At 36.7% G+C, this 17,655-nt stretch carries 15 protein-coding genes; all 15 read right to left on the reverse strand.

Annotated features, from left to right (window positions below):
* Positions 1-414 precede the first annotated feature (414 nt).
* The 15 genes from ABIQ27_RS08405 to ABIQ27_RS08475 all read right to left on the reverse strand — a co-directional run bounded on the left by ABIQ27_RS08405 (position 415) and on the right by ABIQ27_RS08475 (position 17,552).
* Positions 415-651 (reverse strand): 4a-hydroxytetrahydrobiopterin dehydratase, encoded by a 237-nt coding sequence (locus ABIQ27_RS08405; protein WP_348033434.1) that lies wholly within the window; start codon positions 649-651, stop codon positions 415-417.
* Between the two features lie 5 nt (positions 652-656).
* The gene (locus ABIQ27_RS08410) at positions 657-1,403 is read right to left on the reverse strand and encodes an Asp/Glu racemase (RefSeq protein WP_348033435.1); all 747 of its coding nucleotides are present in this window, start codon (positions 1,401-1,403) and stop codon (positions 657-659) included.
* On the reverse strand, positions 1,400-2,026 hold the full coding sequence (locus ABIQ27_RS08415; RefSeq protein WP_348033436.1) for a class I SAM-dependent methyltransferase: 627 nt from the start codon (positions 2,024-2,026) through the stop codon (positions 1,400-1,402). Before ABIQ27_RS08415 ends, ABIQ27_RS08410 begins: the two co-directional genes overlap by 4 nt.
* Before the next feature lie 142 nt (positions 2,027-2,168).
* Positions 2,169-3,083: a fumarylacetoacetate hydrolase family protein gene (locus ABIQ27_RS08420; RefSeq protein ID WP_348033437.1), complete on the reverse strand. Its 915-nt coding sequence runs from the start codon at positions 3,081-3,083 to the stop codon at positions 2,169-2,171.
* Positions 3,084-3,136: 53 nt separating this feature from the next.
* A complete protein-coding gene (locus tag ABIQ27_RS08425) occupies positions 3,137-4,243 on the reverse strand; it encodes a cupin domain-containing protein (RefSeq protein WP_348033438.1) in 1,107 nt (368 codons plus the stop codon).
* Positions 4,244-4,247: 4 nt separating this feature from the next.
* Positions 4,248-4,733 (reverse strand): hypothetical protein, encoded by a 486-nt coding sequence (locus ABIQ27_RS08430; RefSeq protein ID WP_348033439.1) that lies wholly within the window; start codon positions 4,731-4,733, stop codon positions 4,248-4,250.
* Between the two features lie 8 nt (positions 4,734-4,741).
* Entirely contained in the window at positions 4,742-5,722 is a 981-nt protein-coding gene (locus ABIQ27_RS08435) for a carbon-nitrogen hydrolase family protein (protein WP_348033440.1), read from the reverse strand.
* Between the two features lie 26 nt (positions 5,723-5,748).
* The gene (locus tag ABIQ27_RS08440; protein ID WP_348033441.1) at positions 5,749-6,171 is read right to left on the reverse strand and encodes an acyl-CoA thioesterase; all 423 of its coding nucleotides are present in this window, start codon (positions 6,169-6,171) and stop codon (positions 5,749-5,751) included.
* 50 nt (positions 6,172-6,221) lie between these two features.
* Complete coding sequence (locus ABIQ27_RS08445) at positions 6,222-7,802, reverse strand: FMN-binding glutamate synthase family protein (protein WP_348033442.1); 1,581 nt, start codon at positions 7,800-7,802, stop codon at positions 6,222-6,224.
* Positions 7,799-9,385 carry an AMP-binding protein gene (locus tag ABIQ27_RS08450; protein ID WP_348033443.1) on the reverse strand — a complete coding sequence of 529 codons (1,587 nt, stop codon included), beginning with the start codon at positions 9,383-9,385 and terminating at the stop codon, positions 7,799-7,801. Before ABIQ27_RS08450 ends, ABIQ27_RS08445 begins: the two co-directional genes overlap by 4 nt.
* 2 nt (positions 9,386-9,387) lie before the next feature.
* Positions 9,388-10,290 carry an alpha/beta fold hydrolase gene (locus tag ABIQ27_RS08455; protein ID WP_348033444.1) on the reverse strand — a complete coding sequence of 301 codons (903 nt, stop codon included), beginning with the start codon at positions 10,288-10,290 and terminating at the stop codon, positions 9,388-9,390.
* 1 nt (position 10,291) lies between these two features.
* Positions 10,292-12,625: an FAD-dependent monooxygenase gene (locus ABIQ27_RS08460; RefSeq protein ID WP_348033445.1), complete on the reverse strand. Its 2,334-nt coding sequence runs from the start codon at positions 12,623-12,625 to the stop codon at positions 10,292-10,294.
* A gap of 94 nt (positions 12,626-12,719) precedes the next feature.
* On the reverse strand, positions 12,720-13,175 hold the full coding sequence (locus tag ABIQ27_RS08465) for an SRPBCC domain-containing protein (RefSeq protein ID WP_348033446.1): 456 nt from the start codon (positions 13,173-13,175) through the stop codon (positions 12,720-12,722).
* Position 13,176: 1 nt separating this feature from the next.
* On the reverse strand, positions 13,177-13,782 hold the full coding sequence (locus ABIQ27_RS08470) for a flavin reductase family protein (RefSeq protein WP_348033447.1): 606 nt from the start codon (positions 13,780-13,782) through the stop codon (positions 13,177-13,179).
* A gap of 122 nt (positions 13,783-13,904) precedes the next feature.
* Positions 13,905-17,552, reverse strand: coding sequence for a PAS domain-containing protein (locus tag ABIQ27_RS08475; RefSeq protein ID WP_348033448.1), 3,648 nt, complete (start codon positions 17,550-17,552; stop codon positions 13,905-13,907).
* Positions 17,553-17,655 lie beyond the last annotated feature (103 nt).

Here is a 17,655-nt window from a genome sequence, read left to right on the forward strand (position 1 = left end):
ATGCAGCAAGAGCGTAGTTTCCTTCGCCGTTTATGTTTTTGTATCTTTGGATTTACGAGCAAAAAATACAATGCTCGACGTGCTTACAATTCAATTCGACTTGCTGTCAAAACCAGTCGACCCCAAAATTGTGTTGCAAAAGTAGTGTAAAATTATATAGCTATAAAATTTGTTTGTTTAGAATTTGCCTAACAGCCAATAAATAATTATAAAGATTATAATCATGGATAAGCAGCCACCACCAAGTTTTTTTGCGGTGAATCCTGCAATTAAAGTTTTGAATAATCCGTTCATGATGTTTTGATTTTTTAGTTTAGTACACAAATTTCAAAATAAAATGATAGAGATTGTTATATTATTCTCTGATATGGTTACATAACTTCTTTATACAAAAAGCACTTAACGAAAATGTTTTTATTTTGACAACTCATCAATTTTATCGGCAAGCTGATTGTCCAATGCCGTTATTTGTTTTTTGTCATGCGTGAATAAAGTAATTTCCAGTTGAAAAGCTTTGCGGATTTTACAATCAGGATGATGATTGATTTCATCAGCATAGCGTGCTATTTTTAAAAGAAATTCAGCTAATTCCGTTTGTGATTTAAACTCAAAATTCTTTACGAGTTTTCCATCTATTATTTTCCAATCCATGACAATTAATATTTACCGTTTAATAATTCACCACCAATAGCAGACTTGGCTTCGATGCCAAGCTTTTTCATCATTTCATAAGTGGTACAAACCGCAGCCGAAGTTACCGGAATTCCGATTTCAGCCTGAATTAAATCGATAGCTTCCAAAGATGGCATTTGCACACAGGCAGAAACTACTAAAACATCCACATCAGTCAAATCCAAACGCTTATAAATTTCTAATAAGTTCAGTGGATTTTGAGCCGCCACTTCTAAGTTATCCGGAATTTCCAAAGCAATGCTTTCTTTTACTTTAAATCCCTGATGTTCTATATAATCGACAACCATATCGGTCAACGGACGCATATACGGAGTAATAATCGAAACCTGTTTTGCACCCAAAACTTTCAAACCGTTTATCAAAGCTCCGGCTGAAGTTACAATAGGCGTAGGGAAATCATTCGCGATTGTTTCCTGATGGAGATTCACTTCCGAAACACAATGATAGCCTCTTCCCATACTCATGATGGCAACCAAACACGCATAACCCATAACATCAACATGCGCATCTGACAATTCCTGAGCACATTTTAAACTCATAGCATCCATCGCTTCGAGTTCTTCTTTGGTTACTTTTTTCATTCGCATTCTACTGCTGTGAAATGTAAAACGTTCTGGCAATATTGTTTCTCTCGAACGGAAAATCGCCGGGATTTCGGTTTCCATTGTAACATTTGAAGACGGCACTATTTGCCCAATTCTGTATTTCATTTTGTTGCTATTATAATTAAATCTGTTGTGTTTTGTTCATTGTGAATATATTCCTTTCGTTGCATTTCAATAATCTTAAAGCCATTATTTTCGAGTGCTTCAGTCAAATAATCGGCCTGATGATAATTTTGATATATTTTATCACCAGTGCTTCCTGTTTTAAATCCCGATTTAGCATTGTCATCTTCTATCGTGCTGATGTAAAGAATACCTTTTGGATTTAGTTGTTTACTGCTATCAATGATGAATTTAATAGTAGCTTCTTTCGATAAATAAGGTAAACCAAATCCACATAAGACGGCATCGAATTTTTGATTTAGTTGATTGATATCCCTGCAATCCAGCAATTGAAAATCAGCATCAGGATTATTCTCTTTTGCCAATGCAATCATATTTGGAGCCAAATCAGTTCCGAGAATTTTAAAATCAGGGCGTTTGTCTAAAAGGTATTTGGTAATATTTCCAGGTCCGCAAGCCAACTCTAAAATTGTTGCATTTTGTTTTGGAATGCTCTCACAAAATATATCCAGCGAATCATGATACATAGATACATCCATGAATTTATCCTGATAAGCCGTTGCCAGTCTATCGAAAATACCAACCGCTATTTTTGTCTGATCCATTTCAGTATTTTTTCTATTTTTTTGGGCGTTGCCTCGTTTTTCAAACGAGGCCGGGCTTTCCGTTGCAATCTTTTTTAAATTGCCCTGGATTTAAACCCAGGGCAATTTAAAAAAGGATTTCCACTGCAATCCCTAACGCAATTTATTTTAAATCTCTTACCGTATTTACTATCGTTCCAATTCCTTCTACTGTAGCTTCAATAACATCGCCATCATACAGCCATTCCTGTGGATCACGACCAGCTCCAACTCCGGACGGAGTTCCTGTTGCAATGATATCTCCCGGTTCCAAAGTAAAAACTGTGCTTAAATCTTCAATCAAATCATTGATGTTGAACAATAAGAATTTGGTATTGGATTTTTGCTTTTCAATTCCGTTTACTGTTAAAGATAAATTCAGGTTATGCGGGTTTTTAATTTCGTCTTTGGTAACCAAAATTGGTCCCATTGGCGCAAAAGTGTCTTGCCCTTTTGAAACTATCCATTGTCCTTCGCGACGGCAATCACGAGCTGAAATATCATTGATAACCGTATAACCAAAAACATAGTCCATCGCATCAGCATTGGAAACGTATTTTGCTTTTTTGCCAATAACAACTGCCAATTCAACTTCCCAATCTAATTGCGAAGTTAGTTTGGTGTTTTTAATAATATCAGTATTGGTTGCTGTAACCGTTGTTGGCGGTTTCGAGAAGATGATTGGTTTTTGAGGTAATTTACCTGTTGTATCCAAAGTTCTGGCACTTTCGGCAACGTGTTCAGTATAGTTTAAACCAATTCCGATGATATTTTTTCGCGGTTTCGGAATAGGAGCGAGGAAGATTACTTCGTCCATTTCATAAGCGATTTCTTCAAAGAATGCTGGCTCAGTATCAGCAACCATATCGTTGAGTTCATCTACTAATTCAAATCCCATATCAATTAATTCCAACATCGAGGATGGCAAAGGAAAATTAGATATTTCGCCAAAATCTTCCATGTCAATCACCTGATTATTATGGATAAATCCCAAACGTTGTTCTTCGCTGTCTTGTGTTTTGTATGTTAGTAGTTTCATTTTTTTTATTTTTTTGCAGAGACAAGGCATTGCCTTGTCTGTACAATTTTATTTTAAATTAATTGATGTCCGTTGTTCTGTGCATATTCCTTATCCTGATACAACCCCAGTTTTTCAATAACCGGTAAATCGTTGAACGAAAATAAGCACGCATCTTCAGTATCAGAAGCATTGTGATGTTCGTGCCAAGCCCAAGATGGAACACAGAAAATATCTCTTTCCTTCCAGTCAAAACGTTGTCCGTTAATGATAGAATATCCTTTTCCTTTTGCACATTGATACACAAAAGAACCAGTATGTTTGTGTGCTTTTCCTTTGAAACCTGCAGGTAATAATTGCATGCTTGCTGACATCGTTTGCATCACATGTCCGCCAGTCAAAGGATTCGAATACTGCATCAAAATTCCATCAATTGGATTTACGTCGTTTACTTTTAAAGCTTCTGTTAAAGCCGGATAAACATTCTTCCATGAATATTTAAATAAAGATGAATAAGGTTTGTCCCAAGTTTTATCTGCCGGAATTAATCCCGAACAACCAAACGTTATTGGAGAAAAATTGACTTCGTTTTTCAAAGGTTGTTTTCCGTCAAAAACAGCATAATCATTGGCTTCCAAAGCATTTACTAACGGAATATCCAAACCATCCTGCCAAATACAAGTCTTGCCATTCGCATCAACGCCGTGTTCATGCCATGTTGAATTTGGTGTAATCACAAAATCATTGACTTCAAACGTAATTTTATTACCATCCACAACGGTATATCCGCCTGCGCCTTCCATAATAAAACGCAATGCCGAAGCTTTGTGTCGGTGAGCCGAAGTGCTTTCGCCTGGACGCGTCACCTGAATTCCGGTGTATAACCAACCTACTGCAGCACTAACATCTTTTCGTTTGTCGTTTACCAAATAAACAACTCTTCTTCCAGCTTGTTCGGGAGTTACCAATTCGGATGATTTTAAAACTAAATCACGCAAATTTTCATATTTCCAAAGCATAGCAACCGATGAACTTCTTGGTTCCCATGGTTCAATATCATTGGCAACTGTCCATAAAGCACCAGCTCCAAGTGTTTCCAGTTCTTTATAGTAAGCTAATAATTCGGGTGAATCCTGAACTCTTGCTCTTCCTATTTGGTCGTCTGAATGGTTTTCGTTCATGTTATTATTCTTTTTGAAAAATTATTGTTGAGTCATTTATCAATTCTCTTGTAATTGAGATATTCCATGCACTCATTGTACTATGCCATCTTTTATATTTAATAAAAGTATTCCAATCAAGTTGAATGATTTTTTCTAATTCATAACTATGTCCGAATTTTACAATCAAAACATATTCAAATTTTTGGGCATTAACAATTTCTGAATTTTTTGGCTGAAGCCCATAAAAAACACCTGTTAAATTTCCAGTTGTTGATTTAATACTATATCGTTCTCCATTTCTGCTTATAGCATCAATATTCTGTGTGCCAGCTGGGGCAGCTTGAAGATTCGACATTCCTTTTGTATTATTAAAATGTTCAATTGCTAAATACTCACCCAAATCACCAATTAAGTTTTTAGTTCTAATTACATTTCTTTCTTTTAATAAAGATATAATTTCAGAATATGTATTAATTAATTCTGTGTTATTTAAATTTTTCAAATCCATTACTGAAATTACCTTTTATTAAACTCTTCGTGATTATCAATGAACGTAATTTTTCTTGTTGGAGCTATATTCACACGCAAATCAAAAATATCAAAACGGTTATAATGCCCCAAAATGTCGTGCATTTGTTTTGGCTGAATACATTTTTCCAAATCGATATCGGCATAAACAATTCCTTCATCATCAATTAGAGGCTGTCCTACTACAGCGCCATTTGGGCCAATAATTCCAGAGAAAGCAGAGTTTTTTCTAGTCAATAATTCCTCAACATTTGGAACATCGGGTTTTAAAGCATCCATAATTTCCTTTGAAATCGTTGAACACGAAACTATCGTAAACAACTTTCCTTCGAATGAATGTGCGGCTGCCCTAATCTTAATCGCTTCTGCCATATCATAATCGGGTGGCGCAACCGGTAATGAAATGTAATTGGCAATATGAATCAATTCGCCTTGCGAAAGCAAAGTAAAACGCGCCAAAGTATTAGTGTTTTCACCACAAGCCAAAGTTCCGATTGGACCGATTTCGGTATTATACACTTTCAAAGAAGAACCGTCACCACTTGTCCAGGTTAGCTTTTCTGCCCAGGTTGGCACCAGTTTTCTGTGTTTTCCAATTAATTTTCCTTGGTTGTCAATGATTAAATTGGTGTTGTAAATTTCGCCATAACTATCGCCACGTTCGTTGATTCCGATGACGATGTGACAATTATGATTTTTGGCTGCCTGAAACAATGGCTGCATTGCCGCATCATCAACTTTTACAGCAGATTTATATAATTGCTCATACCATTTGCTTCCCTGAACCGGAGTCATAATCCAATTCCAATACGGATAACCAGCCACAAAAACTTCCGGAAACGCCACCAAATTGGCTCCGTTTGCAGTTGCTTCTTTGACAAAAGAAATAGCCTTGTCAATTGTCTTTTCTACATTTAGAAAAATGGGTGCTGTTTGAACTGCTGCGGCTTTGAATTTTTTGAATTCCATTTTAAAATTATTTTAAATTTTGAATTTTAAATTATAAATGGTGCAATCTTCGTTTTCATTTCTTCATTAAAAGCTTCTGCTTTAATGTTGTTTCTGCCTTCAGCAATGGCAACGTTTACTAAAGTAACTTCGCCTTCTAAACAGGTTTTTCCCTGCTCGTCTTCAAAATGGAAACCACAAGTTACTGAAGCGCCACCAAGGTTAATTACCCATAATTTTTTGGTTAGGATTTCTCCCAAACGCGCTGCTTTTTTGAATTGGACTTTCAAATCTACTGTCGGAATTCCGTTAGTTTCATGGATTTTTGAAAATGGTCGGTCTAAGGCTTCTTCAAACCAATCTTCGACTAAGTCGTTGAGCATTTCTAAAAATCTTGGATAGAAAACAATCCCGGCATAATCAACATGCTTGAAACGTATTTTTTCCTGTTTTGTAAAATAGTTGTTCATTTATTTATTTTTTAGCCCTCTCGTCATACTGACGAGACGGGAAATTGCTCCTAAAAATTTTGTGCCGATGCTTTTTTCCAATCTCTGAAAAACTCGTTGGGAACTGTGCTGCCATCGAGTAGTGAGCCCACTTTTAATTCGGGATAAGTTTCTTCAAATGTCTGTATTTTTGTCCGATTAATACGCATACTGACTACACTTCTGCCTACTTTATCCGGATGATCGATTCCTGCCGAAGCCATTAAATCCATAGCGCTTTTCACGGTTTCTTTTTGGAAGCGTGCCACACGAATACTTTTTTCTTCGGGAACCAAACCTTTCATAAGATTTGGGTCTTGTGTTGCCACTCCAGTCGGGCAAGTATTAGCGTGACATTCTAATGCCTGAATACAGCCCAAAGCGAACATCATTCCGCGTGCCGAATTACATAAATCGGCACCAATCGAAAGATTTTTAACGATATCGAAACCTGTAATGACTTTCCCGCTGCAAATTATTTTGATTTGATCTTTGATTCCGAAACCATTCAAAGCATCATAGACAAAGGCCAAAGCTTCGCGCAACGGCATTCCGACGTGATCTGAATATTCCTGTGGAGCAGCACCAGTTCCGCCTTCGCCTCCGTCAACAGTTATGAAATCTAAATAAGTTTTGGTTTCTACCATCGCCTTGCAAATAGCTAAAAATTCCGATTTGTTTCCGATGCAGATTTTCATTCCGATTGGTTTTCCACCCGAACCTTTTCGCAATAATTTTACAAAATCCATTAATTCTAACGGAGTTGTAAAAGCCGAATGTGTTGGTGGAGAAACGATATCCTTACCTTTTGAAACCAAACGAATCGCCGCAATTTCATCGGTTACTTTTTCTTTGGGTAAGATTCCACCGTGTCCAGGTTTTGCACCTTGCGAGAATTTTATTTCAATCATTTTTACATTATCCAAAGTGGCTCTTTCTACATATTTATGATAAGAAAATGTTCCATCTTCATCACGACAGCTGAAATACCCGGTTCCGATATTCCAAACCACATCGCCACCTTGTAAATGATAAGGCGATAAACCGCCTTCACCAGTATTGTGATAGAATTTGCCCATTTTGGCGCCATTATTTAGAGCCAAAATTGCATTCTTGCTCAACGAACCAAAACTCATCGCGCTGATGTTGAATAAACTTGCGTCATATGGTTTCTCGCATTGTGAAGAACCAATTTTTACACGAGGATTGTCATTTACATTTGAAAAAGAAATTGCTCTGATGCTGTGATTTATCCATTCGTAACCTTCATCATAAACATCTAACTGAGTTCCGAAAGGCATGGTGTCATTTTCTTTTTTACTTCTTTGATAAACAATGCTTCGCTGCAAACGGTTGAATGGCTTTCCGTCGGTATCTGTTTCCACAAAATATTGACGAATTTCAGGTCCAATTGATTCTAATAAATAACGCATTCTTCCCAACAATGGAAAGTTTCTCCGGATACTTTTTTTAGATTGAAACATATCATAAAAGCCCATTATAATGAGCGGAATGAATATCAGCAACAGGAAACTGAATTTCAGATTAACAAACATCAGTATTCCAATTATGGAAAGCGATGTGATAGCAAAAATGATGAATACTTTTCTCATGATTTCAGTTTGAATCGTTGTATTTTTCCGGTTTCGGTTTTAGGCAATGTTGCTGTAAAATGAATTACTCTCGGATATTTATATGGAGCAGCTACTTCTTTGAACCAGTGTTGAATATGATTTTTCATATTGTCTGTTGCTTTAGATTTTTCTTTTAACACAATATGAGCACAAACCAACATTCCACGTTCTTCATCTGGCAAGCCAACTACCGCACATTCTAGTATATCTTCGTGAGTTAAAAGTACGCTTTCTACTTCAATTGCAGCTATGTTATAGCCTGAAGAAATTATCATATCATCGCCGCGGGCGACAAACCAAAAATAGCCATCTTCATCCTGACGGAAAATATCGCCGGTAAAGTTCCAACCGTTTTCAACGTATTCTTTTTGTTTGTCAATTCGGTTCAGATATTTGCAGCCTGTAATTCCTCTAACCACTAATTTTCCTGGTTCATTTGTGGCTACTTCATTTCCGTTGACATCAATTATTTTTGCTTCGTAACCGGTAACTGCAACTCCGGTCGCGCCGGGTTTCATGTTCTCTGTATTCGAAGAAATGAATATGTGCAGCATTTCGGTAGCACCAATTCCGTCAATGATTTTTAAACCTGTGGCATCATACCAATCCTGCCAGACTTTTAATGGCAAAGTTTCTCCGGCCGAGACGCATTTGCGTAAGCTGGAAATATCAAATTCTTTTACTTTTGATGTAATAACCCGCCAGGCTGTTGGTGCGGTAAAGCAAATTGTGATTTTGTGTTCCTGAATGGACTGTAAAAGCATTTCGGGCGTAGGCTTTTCAATTAAGAAAGTAGAAGCTCCAAAATATAATGGAAACAAAACCAATCCGCCCAAACCAAAGGTAAAGCCTAGTGGTGGACTTCCTGTAAAAATATCTTTTTGTGTTGGTTGTAATGAATAAGGTGGAAATGCTTCACAGATGTTTAAAATGTCTTTGTGATAATGCGATGTCATTTTGGGTAAACCAGTAGTTCCAGAAGTGAAGCCGATCAAAGCAATACTATCTGATTTTGAATGATAATTGGTAAATGTTTTTGGTTTCGATTGCATCAAGGTTTCCAACTCGTCATAAAAAGAAATTCGTTTAAGAAAATCAGATTTGACTAAGTTCATCTCGTCCTGCAAGGCTTTATCACTTAAGGCATGTGAGATTTCGGCACAATCAATTATTGTTGTTAATTCTTTCGAGCGAAGTAAAGGCATCGTGGCAACTACAATTCCGCCAGCTTTTAAAATAGCAAACCAACAAGCAACCATCATTGGATTATTGGCTGAGCGAATTAAAACCCGATTCCCGGAAATCAATCCTAAATCATCAATTAAAACATGTGCAATCTGATTGGCTTTTTCGTATAAATCCTGGTAAGTCCAGGTTTCTTCAAATGTGCGAATACATGGATTGTTACCGCGGCCTTCTTTGATGTGATTGTCTAATAACTTATCGACACAATTCAGCATTTCCGGTCGTTTGAACTGTGGCAAATCAGTGAAAACGTAATCAGGCTGTAAGTCTAAATCAGGTAAATTATCGTGAGCGAAATTGTTGGTGTAATGTTTCATGACTAACTATTCAAAAAACTTTTTATAGCATTTAAATAAACTTCTTTTGCATCCAACCAGCCGTAATGCCCGCAATTATTGATCAAAACTAATTTGGAATTTGGAAAAGCTGCTGCTATTTCTTCAGCTGTTTCAACTTTGATAATATCATTTTTGCCTTGTAAAACCAATATTGGTTGCCTGAAGTTTTTAAAACTTTTGGAACAATTAAAGTTGATTTTATGCAAATTTCCTATAACCAATCCGTTGATATCAAAATTAATTTGCGTGAGTCTTTGTGCAATTATATCAGCTTTGCTTTTGTCATATACATAAGCATTTGCTAATACTTTGGCTCTTTCAATTCTGGTTTCCATTGAAGTGTCGCCATTGTCCATTTTCTTTTGATACATCGCCAAACTATTTCTTTGAGATTCCGTTAAAATATTGTTTAAAGTTTGCCCGATATAAGTTGTGAAATTCATATTTATTCCGCCAGATGAAGAAAAAATTAACTTCTCAATTCGGTCTGGATGTTTTGTTGCATAATAAGCTGCCATAAGACCGCCAAAAGAATGCCCAAGAATCGACCATTTCTCAAGTTTAAGATGCTTTCTTAGGTTTTCCATATCTTCAACCATCAAATCCATAGTAATGTTTTCTGAGCCTGGATTTTGAACTATAGATTTTCCTGTTCCTCTTTGATCGTAGGTTATGGTTTGATAATTAAATTTTGATATTTCTTCTGCGATACCACTAAATCCTTCACTGTTCATGCCTGGTCCGCCATTAATAATAAGCAATGGTTTTCCTTTGCCAAATGTTTTATAAGATAGCGTAGCATTGGAACTATTGATGATTTCATTTTTTTGAGAAATTACCATGTTTGATATGATTAATACCAGAAATAAAATTATCTTTTTCATTTTAATTTTTCTTATTACTCTTTGGCTTTAATGCGATTTTCATGCTTTCCACTTGTTTTCTTTCGGCAGCTTTTAGCGGATATAAATGCGAGCTTCCCATTTTGTATTGATTAGGAATATCGTTTGTTTCAAACTGCTCATAAGCCTGTGCATTTCTAACAAAATTAGCATCAGCCAATAGTGGTCTGCCAAGTGAAACCAAATCTGCTCTTCCGTTTAGGATGATAGTATTGATTTGATCAATATCCTGAATATAACCTGTTGTTATTGTTGGAATGTGAATCGTATTTCGAACCAAATCAGAAAAAGGCGTTTGCCACATTCTTCCGGTTTGCGGTTTTTGATTGGCTACTGTGTTTCCTGTAGAAACGTTGATGATATCGGCTCCGGCATTTTTAAAAGCAGTTGCTATATCCAAAACATCTTTTTCTGAAATTCCGTTTTCAACCCAATCAGAAGCGGAAATTCTAACTGACATTGGTTTATCTTTAGGAAATGCCTTTCGCATTTCGTTGAAAACCCACAATGGGAACTTCAATCGGTTTTCAATGCTTCCGCCAAATTCATCCGTTCTTATATTTGTCAAAGGCGATAGAAAAGAAGCTAATAAAAACCCGTGATGCGACTGCAATTCAATCATGTCAAATCCTGCTTCGTCAGCATTTTTTGCAGCCTGAACAAATTGGGTTGTAACCAAATCCATAGCTGCCAAAGTCATTTCTTTTGGAGTTGAAAAACTTTCATTAAAAGCTATTGGCGAAGCCGAAATCAATTCCCAAGGATTTTGAATCGGTTCGGTTTCCCAAGGCTTTTTTGCTGCGCCTTTTCTGCCTGAATGTCCAAGTTGAATTCCAATTTTTGTATGCGTATTTTTATGAATAAAATCAGTAATAAATTTCCATTTAACTATTTGTTCTTCAGTATAAATTCCAGCACAACCTAAAGTTATACGTCCCGTTTTTGAAACAGCAGTCATTTCGGCAATTATCAATCCAACTCCGCCAGTTGCGCGGCTTCCATAATGCACCAAATGCCAGTCGTTAACTAATCCATTTTCGGCAGAATATTGTCCCATTGGCGACATGACGATTCGGTTTGACAAAGTCATTTCGCGCAAAGCAAATGGTGTAAAAGCTGCAACTGAATATTGGATTTGCTTCGCCTGTTCGCTATCGCTCGAGTGGGATTTGGGATTTGGGATTTGATTTTCAATGAACTCTTTCAGTACTTTATCGGTAAATGATTTATCGCGCAAACGCAGATTTTCATAAGTAACTTTCTTGGCTCTTGTCATACAGCCAAACGCAAACTGATAAAATGGATGCTGATTGTTTCTATCCATATTTTCAAACCAGTCTAACGAAACCAAAGCGGCATGCTGAATCATTTCAACTGTGTTTCTGCGTGTTTTGTCATATTGTTCAAAAGCAGCCTGCACATTTGTTGGATTGGCAATCACAGCATCTGATAAGCCAATGGCGGAATCCATTGCCAGTTTTGTACCCGAACCAATAGAGTAGTGGGCTGTGGCTTTTGCGTCGCCCAAAAGAACGATGTTGTTGTGATACCATTTCTCATTTGTAACGTGTGGAAACTGGCGCCAGTGTGATTTGTTTGTGATTAAGCCGTGACCATCCAATTCTTCTTTGAAAATTTCTGATATTTTGGCAATGGTATCTTCTTCATTTGTGACTTCAAATCCGTGTTTTTTCCAGGTTTCATCACTGCATTCAAAAATCCAGGTGCTCATTCCGGGTTGGTATTGATAACTGTGGGCGACAATAACTCCGTGTGGCGTTGTTCTGAAGAAATAAGTAAAAGCATCCAAAGGTTTGGTAGAACCAAGCCAAACGAATCTATTTTTCTTTAGTGAAATTTTTGTACCAAAATCTTCTGCAAATTGTGTTCTGATGTTACTTGTAATTCCGTCGCAGGCTACAATGATATCGGCATCTTTGAATTGGTTTACATTTTCTATGCTTTGTTCGAAGTGAAGATTTACGCCTTCTTCGATGCAGCGTTGTTGCAATAACTGCAGTAATATTTTTCGGGAACAACCACAAAATCCGTTTCCGGCAATGCTTACTGTTTGTCCGTCTCGTGCAATGATGATATCGTCCCAATAGGCAAAATTACTTCTTATTAATTCATACGATTTCAAATCACGTGAAAGAAATTCACCAAGAGTTTCATCTGAAAAAACCACTCCAAAACCAAAACTGTCATCTGCTTTATTGCGTTCATAGACATTAATCTGGCAATCTGGCATTGCTTTTTTGGTTAGTATCGAAAAGTATAATCCGCCTGGACCACCACCAATTACTGCTATTTTCATGGTTTTATAAGTTGCGTTCCCTCGACTGCGCTCGGGATGACAGATTCTTTATATTTGATATTGATTTTTGCTATTGAAATTGTCATTGAATTTATTATTTTTTCATAAAATCAAATGAACCTTTTCTAAGATTGATTCCAAATTCGAGATATGCTTTCAGACACGCCAGAAAGTTTGACCAACCGAATGAATTCCCTGAAAGCCATTTGAGTCCGACTTCATTATTTTCCATGCTTTTTTCGGAGATTTTCACCAAGGTAAAATTATCGCCAACCGTAGAAAGTTTTATTTCAACCAAAAGATTCTGACCGCTGTTTTCCCAATAATAAGAAATCAGGCTGTTAGTTTCTGCTTTGACAACCTTTACAGGAACTTCCATATCAAATTCGGGAAATTTCCAGATTAGGTCTTTTCCTTCTTCCATTCTTCCTGTGCTTTGCGAAATGAAATAATTGCACATTTTTTCAGGATTTACAATAGCTTCAAAAACTTCACTTATTGGTTTTGAAACCTGCATTGCAACGTTTATTTCTAATGTTTCCGGTTTCATGTTAGTTTCTTTTAACAGAGAAAAGCTCTCCGATTTTTGAATAATGTGAACCTGCTAATCGAGATATAGGTCTGTATTTTTCGAGGTTGATTTTGTAATTATCCAGCAAAACATCATCATTAATGTGCATCATTACAATGCGACCAATTATCACACAGGCGCCACCGTGCTTATGATCTTCCAGAAAATAATGATGTACCAGTTCACATTCAAAAGTGATTGGGCTCTCTTTAACGCGCATTGGTTTTATTTTTAATGAAGCAATCGGTGTTACACCTGCCAATTCAAATTCGTCAATATCGGAATGAACCGCTTGAGCAGTCGAGTTCATTTGTTCAGTCAATTCTTCGGTTACCATATTAACCACAAATTGCTTAGTTGCCAAAACATTATTAAGTGTGTCTTTGTTGCTGTTATTTCCTCTGCCGGTCGAAAACATTACGTGCGGCGGATCATCGCCAACAGCATTAAAATAAGAGAATGGAGCTAAATTATTGACACCTTTTTCGCTAACACTTGAAATCCAGCCGATAGGTCTTGGAATTACAGAGCCAGTTAAAAGTTTATAAATGGCAGCATGGTCTAATTCGTTTGGGTCAAATTGCATAGTGTTGTTTTGTTTGTGTACACAAAATAACAAAAAATAGCGGAATAATTATAGTGATATTTTAGTGTTGGTAAACAAATTTGATATTGGAGCATTGCAATGCTTATGCATTTATTTGAAAACTATCCTTTTACAGGAAAAATTATGTCAAATGTGGCACCTTCACCAAGTTTTCCCGTGGCAGTGATTATGCCATTATGATTGTCAATAATCTTTTTTACAATGGCTAAACCAATTCCTGTTCCCATGTATACTTCTTTTCCGTGCAGGCGTTGGAATACTTCAAATATTCTCTCGCTGTATTGTTGTTCAAAACCGATACCGTTATCTGAGAAAGTAATATGGCAATAATCAACATCAGAAAGGAGATTTTCATTGTTCAGCTTTTTGCCTTTTTGTATTTCACATTTGATTGTTATCTTAGGTGGTACATCAGGTTTTGAAAATTTAAGAGAATTGCTTACGAGGTTAAATAGTAGTTGATAGAACTGAAATGGGATTATTTCTACATCACATTTTAATTTTTCAGCTTCAATAGTGGCATTGCTTTGCAGAAGTTCTTCACTCAAATCATCTTTTATGTTTTCTACTATTTTGTTCAAATCAGTTGCAATCAGATTCCTTTCCTGAATATTGGTGCGTGAATAAGCGAGTAAGTCATTGATTAAATTTTGCATTCTGTGCGCAGCATTTTGCATCCGCTGGAATTTATCTTTTCCGCTTTCGGATAGGTTTTCCGCTTCTCTTTGGATTATTTGATCGGAAAAGGTTTGTATTTTTCGAAGTGGTTCTTGTAAATCGTGACTTGATATATAAGCAAATGACTGGAGTTCTCTATTCATTTTCTCCAGCTCCTGATTCTTTTGTTCGAGGTCGAGGGTATTCTGTTTTATTTTGTCATCGGCTTCTTTTTTGGCACTTAAATCATGTGTCACTTTTGAAAATCCAATGACTTCCCCTGTATTGTTGTGTACGGCCGTAATTGTCACACTTGCCCAAAACAACGAACCGTCTTTTCTTAGTCGCCAGCCTTCTTGACGGGATCTTCCATTTTTTACAGCTTGTGATAATAAATATTGCGGTAAGTTGCTTGCTCTGTCTTCAATAGTATAAAATTGAGAAAAGTTTTTACCTATAATCTCGCCAGCTTTATAACCTTTAATTTTTTCAGCTCCTTTATTCCAATTTTCGATTGTTCCTTCTTTATTGATGTATAGAATAGCATAATCCTGTACTTCTTCAACCATTAAATGATATCGTTCTTCGCTTTGTTGAAGATGCTGGTTTGTTAATTCAAGCTCTTTGGTTCGTTCAATAATTCTAGTCTCGAGTTCGGCAGCAAAGTTTTTTTGGTCATGAATATCGGTACTTGTACCAACCCACATCAAAATTTCACCATTTTCATCTTTTTGCGGAATAGCACGGCTTAACTGCCAACGGAATTTTCCATCATGGCGCCTAAATCGATGTTCAAATAAGAAATCCTTACCTGTTGTAATGGCATTCATCCATCTTTTTACATTTTCTTCCCTGTCATCAGGATGGACAATATCCAGCCATCCTTTTTTAAATATTTGAGCTAATGATAAACCGGAATATTCGACTACTGATTTATTAAAATAATTTAAATTACCTTCAGTATCAGCTGTCCAAATATGTTGTGGCATGGAATCAGAAAGCAACCTGAATTTCCGTTCGCTATCCATCAATAATTGTTGCTGATTTTTTTCACTGGTAATATCACGAATGGTACCTATCATTTTTTCAGCTTCACCATCAGCATCATAAAATACTTTTCCTTTTCCTTCCATCCAATGAATTGATTTGTCTTTCCAAATCATCCGCGCTTCATAATTTAAGTAGCCGGTAGCGATTGCGTCTTTGACTGCCTTATTTCTGATTCCCAAATCATCGGGATGCAGATGGGCAAGCAATTGATCATGCGTTAATTTCACGGGTTCGGTATATCCGCCAATAATTTCCAAGTATCTATCAGAATAGGTTGCTTCCCTGGTTTTTACATTCAACTCCCAGGTTCCTAACTCACTGGCTTCGATAACAATATTAAGTCTTTGTTCGTTTTGTTCTGTTTTGTTACGTGCCTGTACTTTTTCAGTTACCTCGGCAGCAGTTACAATAATTCCTGAAATTGTACCATCTTCTTCTCTTAAAGGATGGTATAATAAATCGAAATTAAAAATTCCGATTTCACCATTGCGCATTATTGGTGCAGGAATTTCGTTTCCATGAAAAGGCACGCCAGTATTAAATACATCATCCAATAAATGCTGAACAGTTTCTTTTACTTCGGGTAAAGAATCAAATAATGGACGTCCAATAAAATCACTTTCTTTTCGGTCAACTAACTCTAAATAGGCATCATTTGCCATTTCAGCGACATAGTCTTTTCCGCGAAATATAGCAATAGCAACAGGCGCTTGTTGTAATGTTGTTCTGAACTTTTTATCGCTGGCTTCAATCTTTCTCTTTGCCATATTCAAATCAGTCAAGTCAACTCCTGTGTTCATTACTCCGTATACTTTGCCTGAAAGATCATAAAGCGGCGTGAAGCTGTAATTGAAATAATAAGTGCCTCGTTTGCCATCCACAATTAGTTCGAGTGGTGTATTTTGTGTATGGAAAGCTTTTCCGGATTTATATACTTCTTTAATTTGTTCGAATACCAATTGACCTTTCAATTCGGGAAGGATTTCAGTAAATGTTTTTCCGATAACATCGTTTCCTTTTCCCCAAATGTCTATGATGGTTTGGTTAGCCAATTCTACACGCATTTCTTCTCCGGTATAAACCGCAATGGCAAAAGGTGCATTTTCTACTAATGCGCGTACTTTTTGCTCGGTTTCTTCCAATTTTATACGGTCAAGTACTTGTTTTGTTACTTCTGTGGCAGCAGCAACAACTCCTGAAATCGTTCCGTCGGATTCATGTATTGCTTCGTATACAAAATTGATGTACGTGGTTTCAATTTTACCATTTCGTAACAATTGAATGGGACGTTCATTGGCAACAAATTTTTCTCCGGTATTAAAAACATCTTCAAGTAGTATTTCAAGATTTTGTCCTTTTGCTTCCGGAACTCCTTCGAAAACAGGTTTGTTAATGACATCTTCGGCTTTTTTACCCCAAACTTCCAGCATCATATCATTTGCAATTTCCACTACAAAATCTTTTCCTTTAAAAATACACATGGCTAAAGGTGCCTGCATGATGTTGTTTAAATACCTCTTATTGCTTTCATTTAATTGTTTTAGAACATTTACTTTTTCCGTAGTCTCTGAACAGGTGACAAAAACACCGGCAGGTTTACCGGATTCATCATTCACAGGGCTATAACTGAATGTCCAGTAAACATCTTCCATTTTTCCGTTGCGATAAATAGGCAACAGCAAATCTTCAAACCATGTGGCTTCACCCTTTTCAAGTACCTGATCAATTAAGGGTTTTATGTCTTTCCAGATTTCTTTCCAAAAATCTTCACCGCGTCCGCCCAAAATATTAGGGTGTTTACCGTCGTTTCCAAGACTGGGACGATAAGCGTCGTTATAAAAACAGATTAGTTCCGGTCCCCAAAATAAGAACATCGGGAATTTTGAATTAAGAAGAATACTTAAGGTTGTGCGCAGACTTTGTGGCCACGTTTCGGGATTGCCTAATGAGTTTTGACTCCAGTCTTTTTCGCGTGTAAGTCGACCCATTTCACCTCCTCCGGCAAGAAATTGTATATCGGGATTGGTAATTTTCGAATTCATAGGTAAATATTAGGATTACGAAGTTAAGAAAATTATTTGTTTTAGCTATCATTTAAAAACTCTTAGCTAAATCGCAATTGGTACAAATCAGGGTGAATATTTT

Origin of the sequence: Flavobacterium sp. (assembly GCF_039916025.1) — a bacterium.
Classification (GTDB): Bacteria; Bacteroidota; Bacteroidia; order Flavobacteriales; family Flavobacteriaceae; genus Flavobacterium.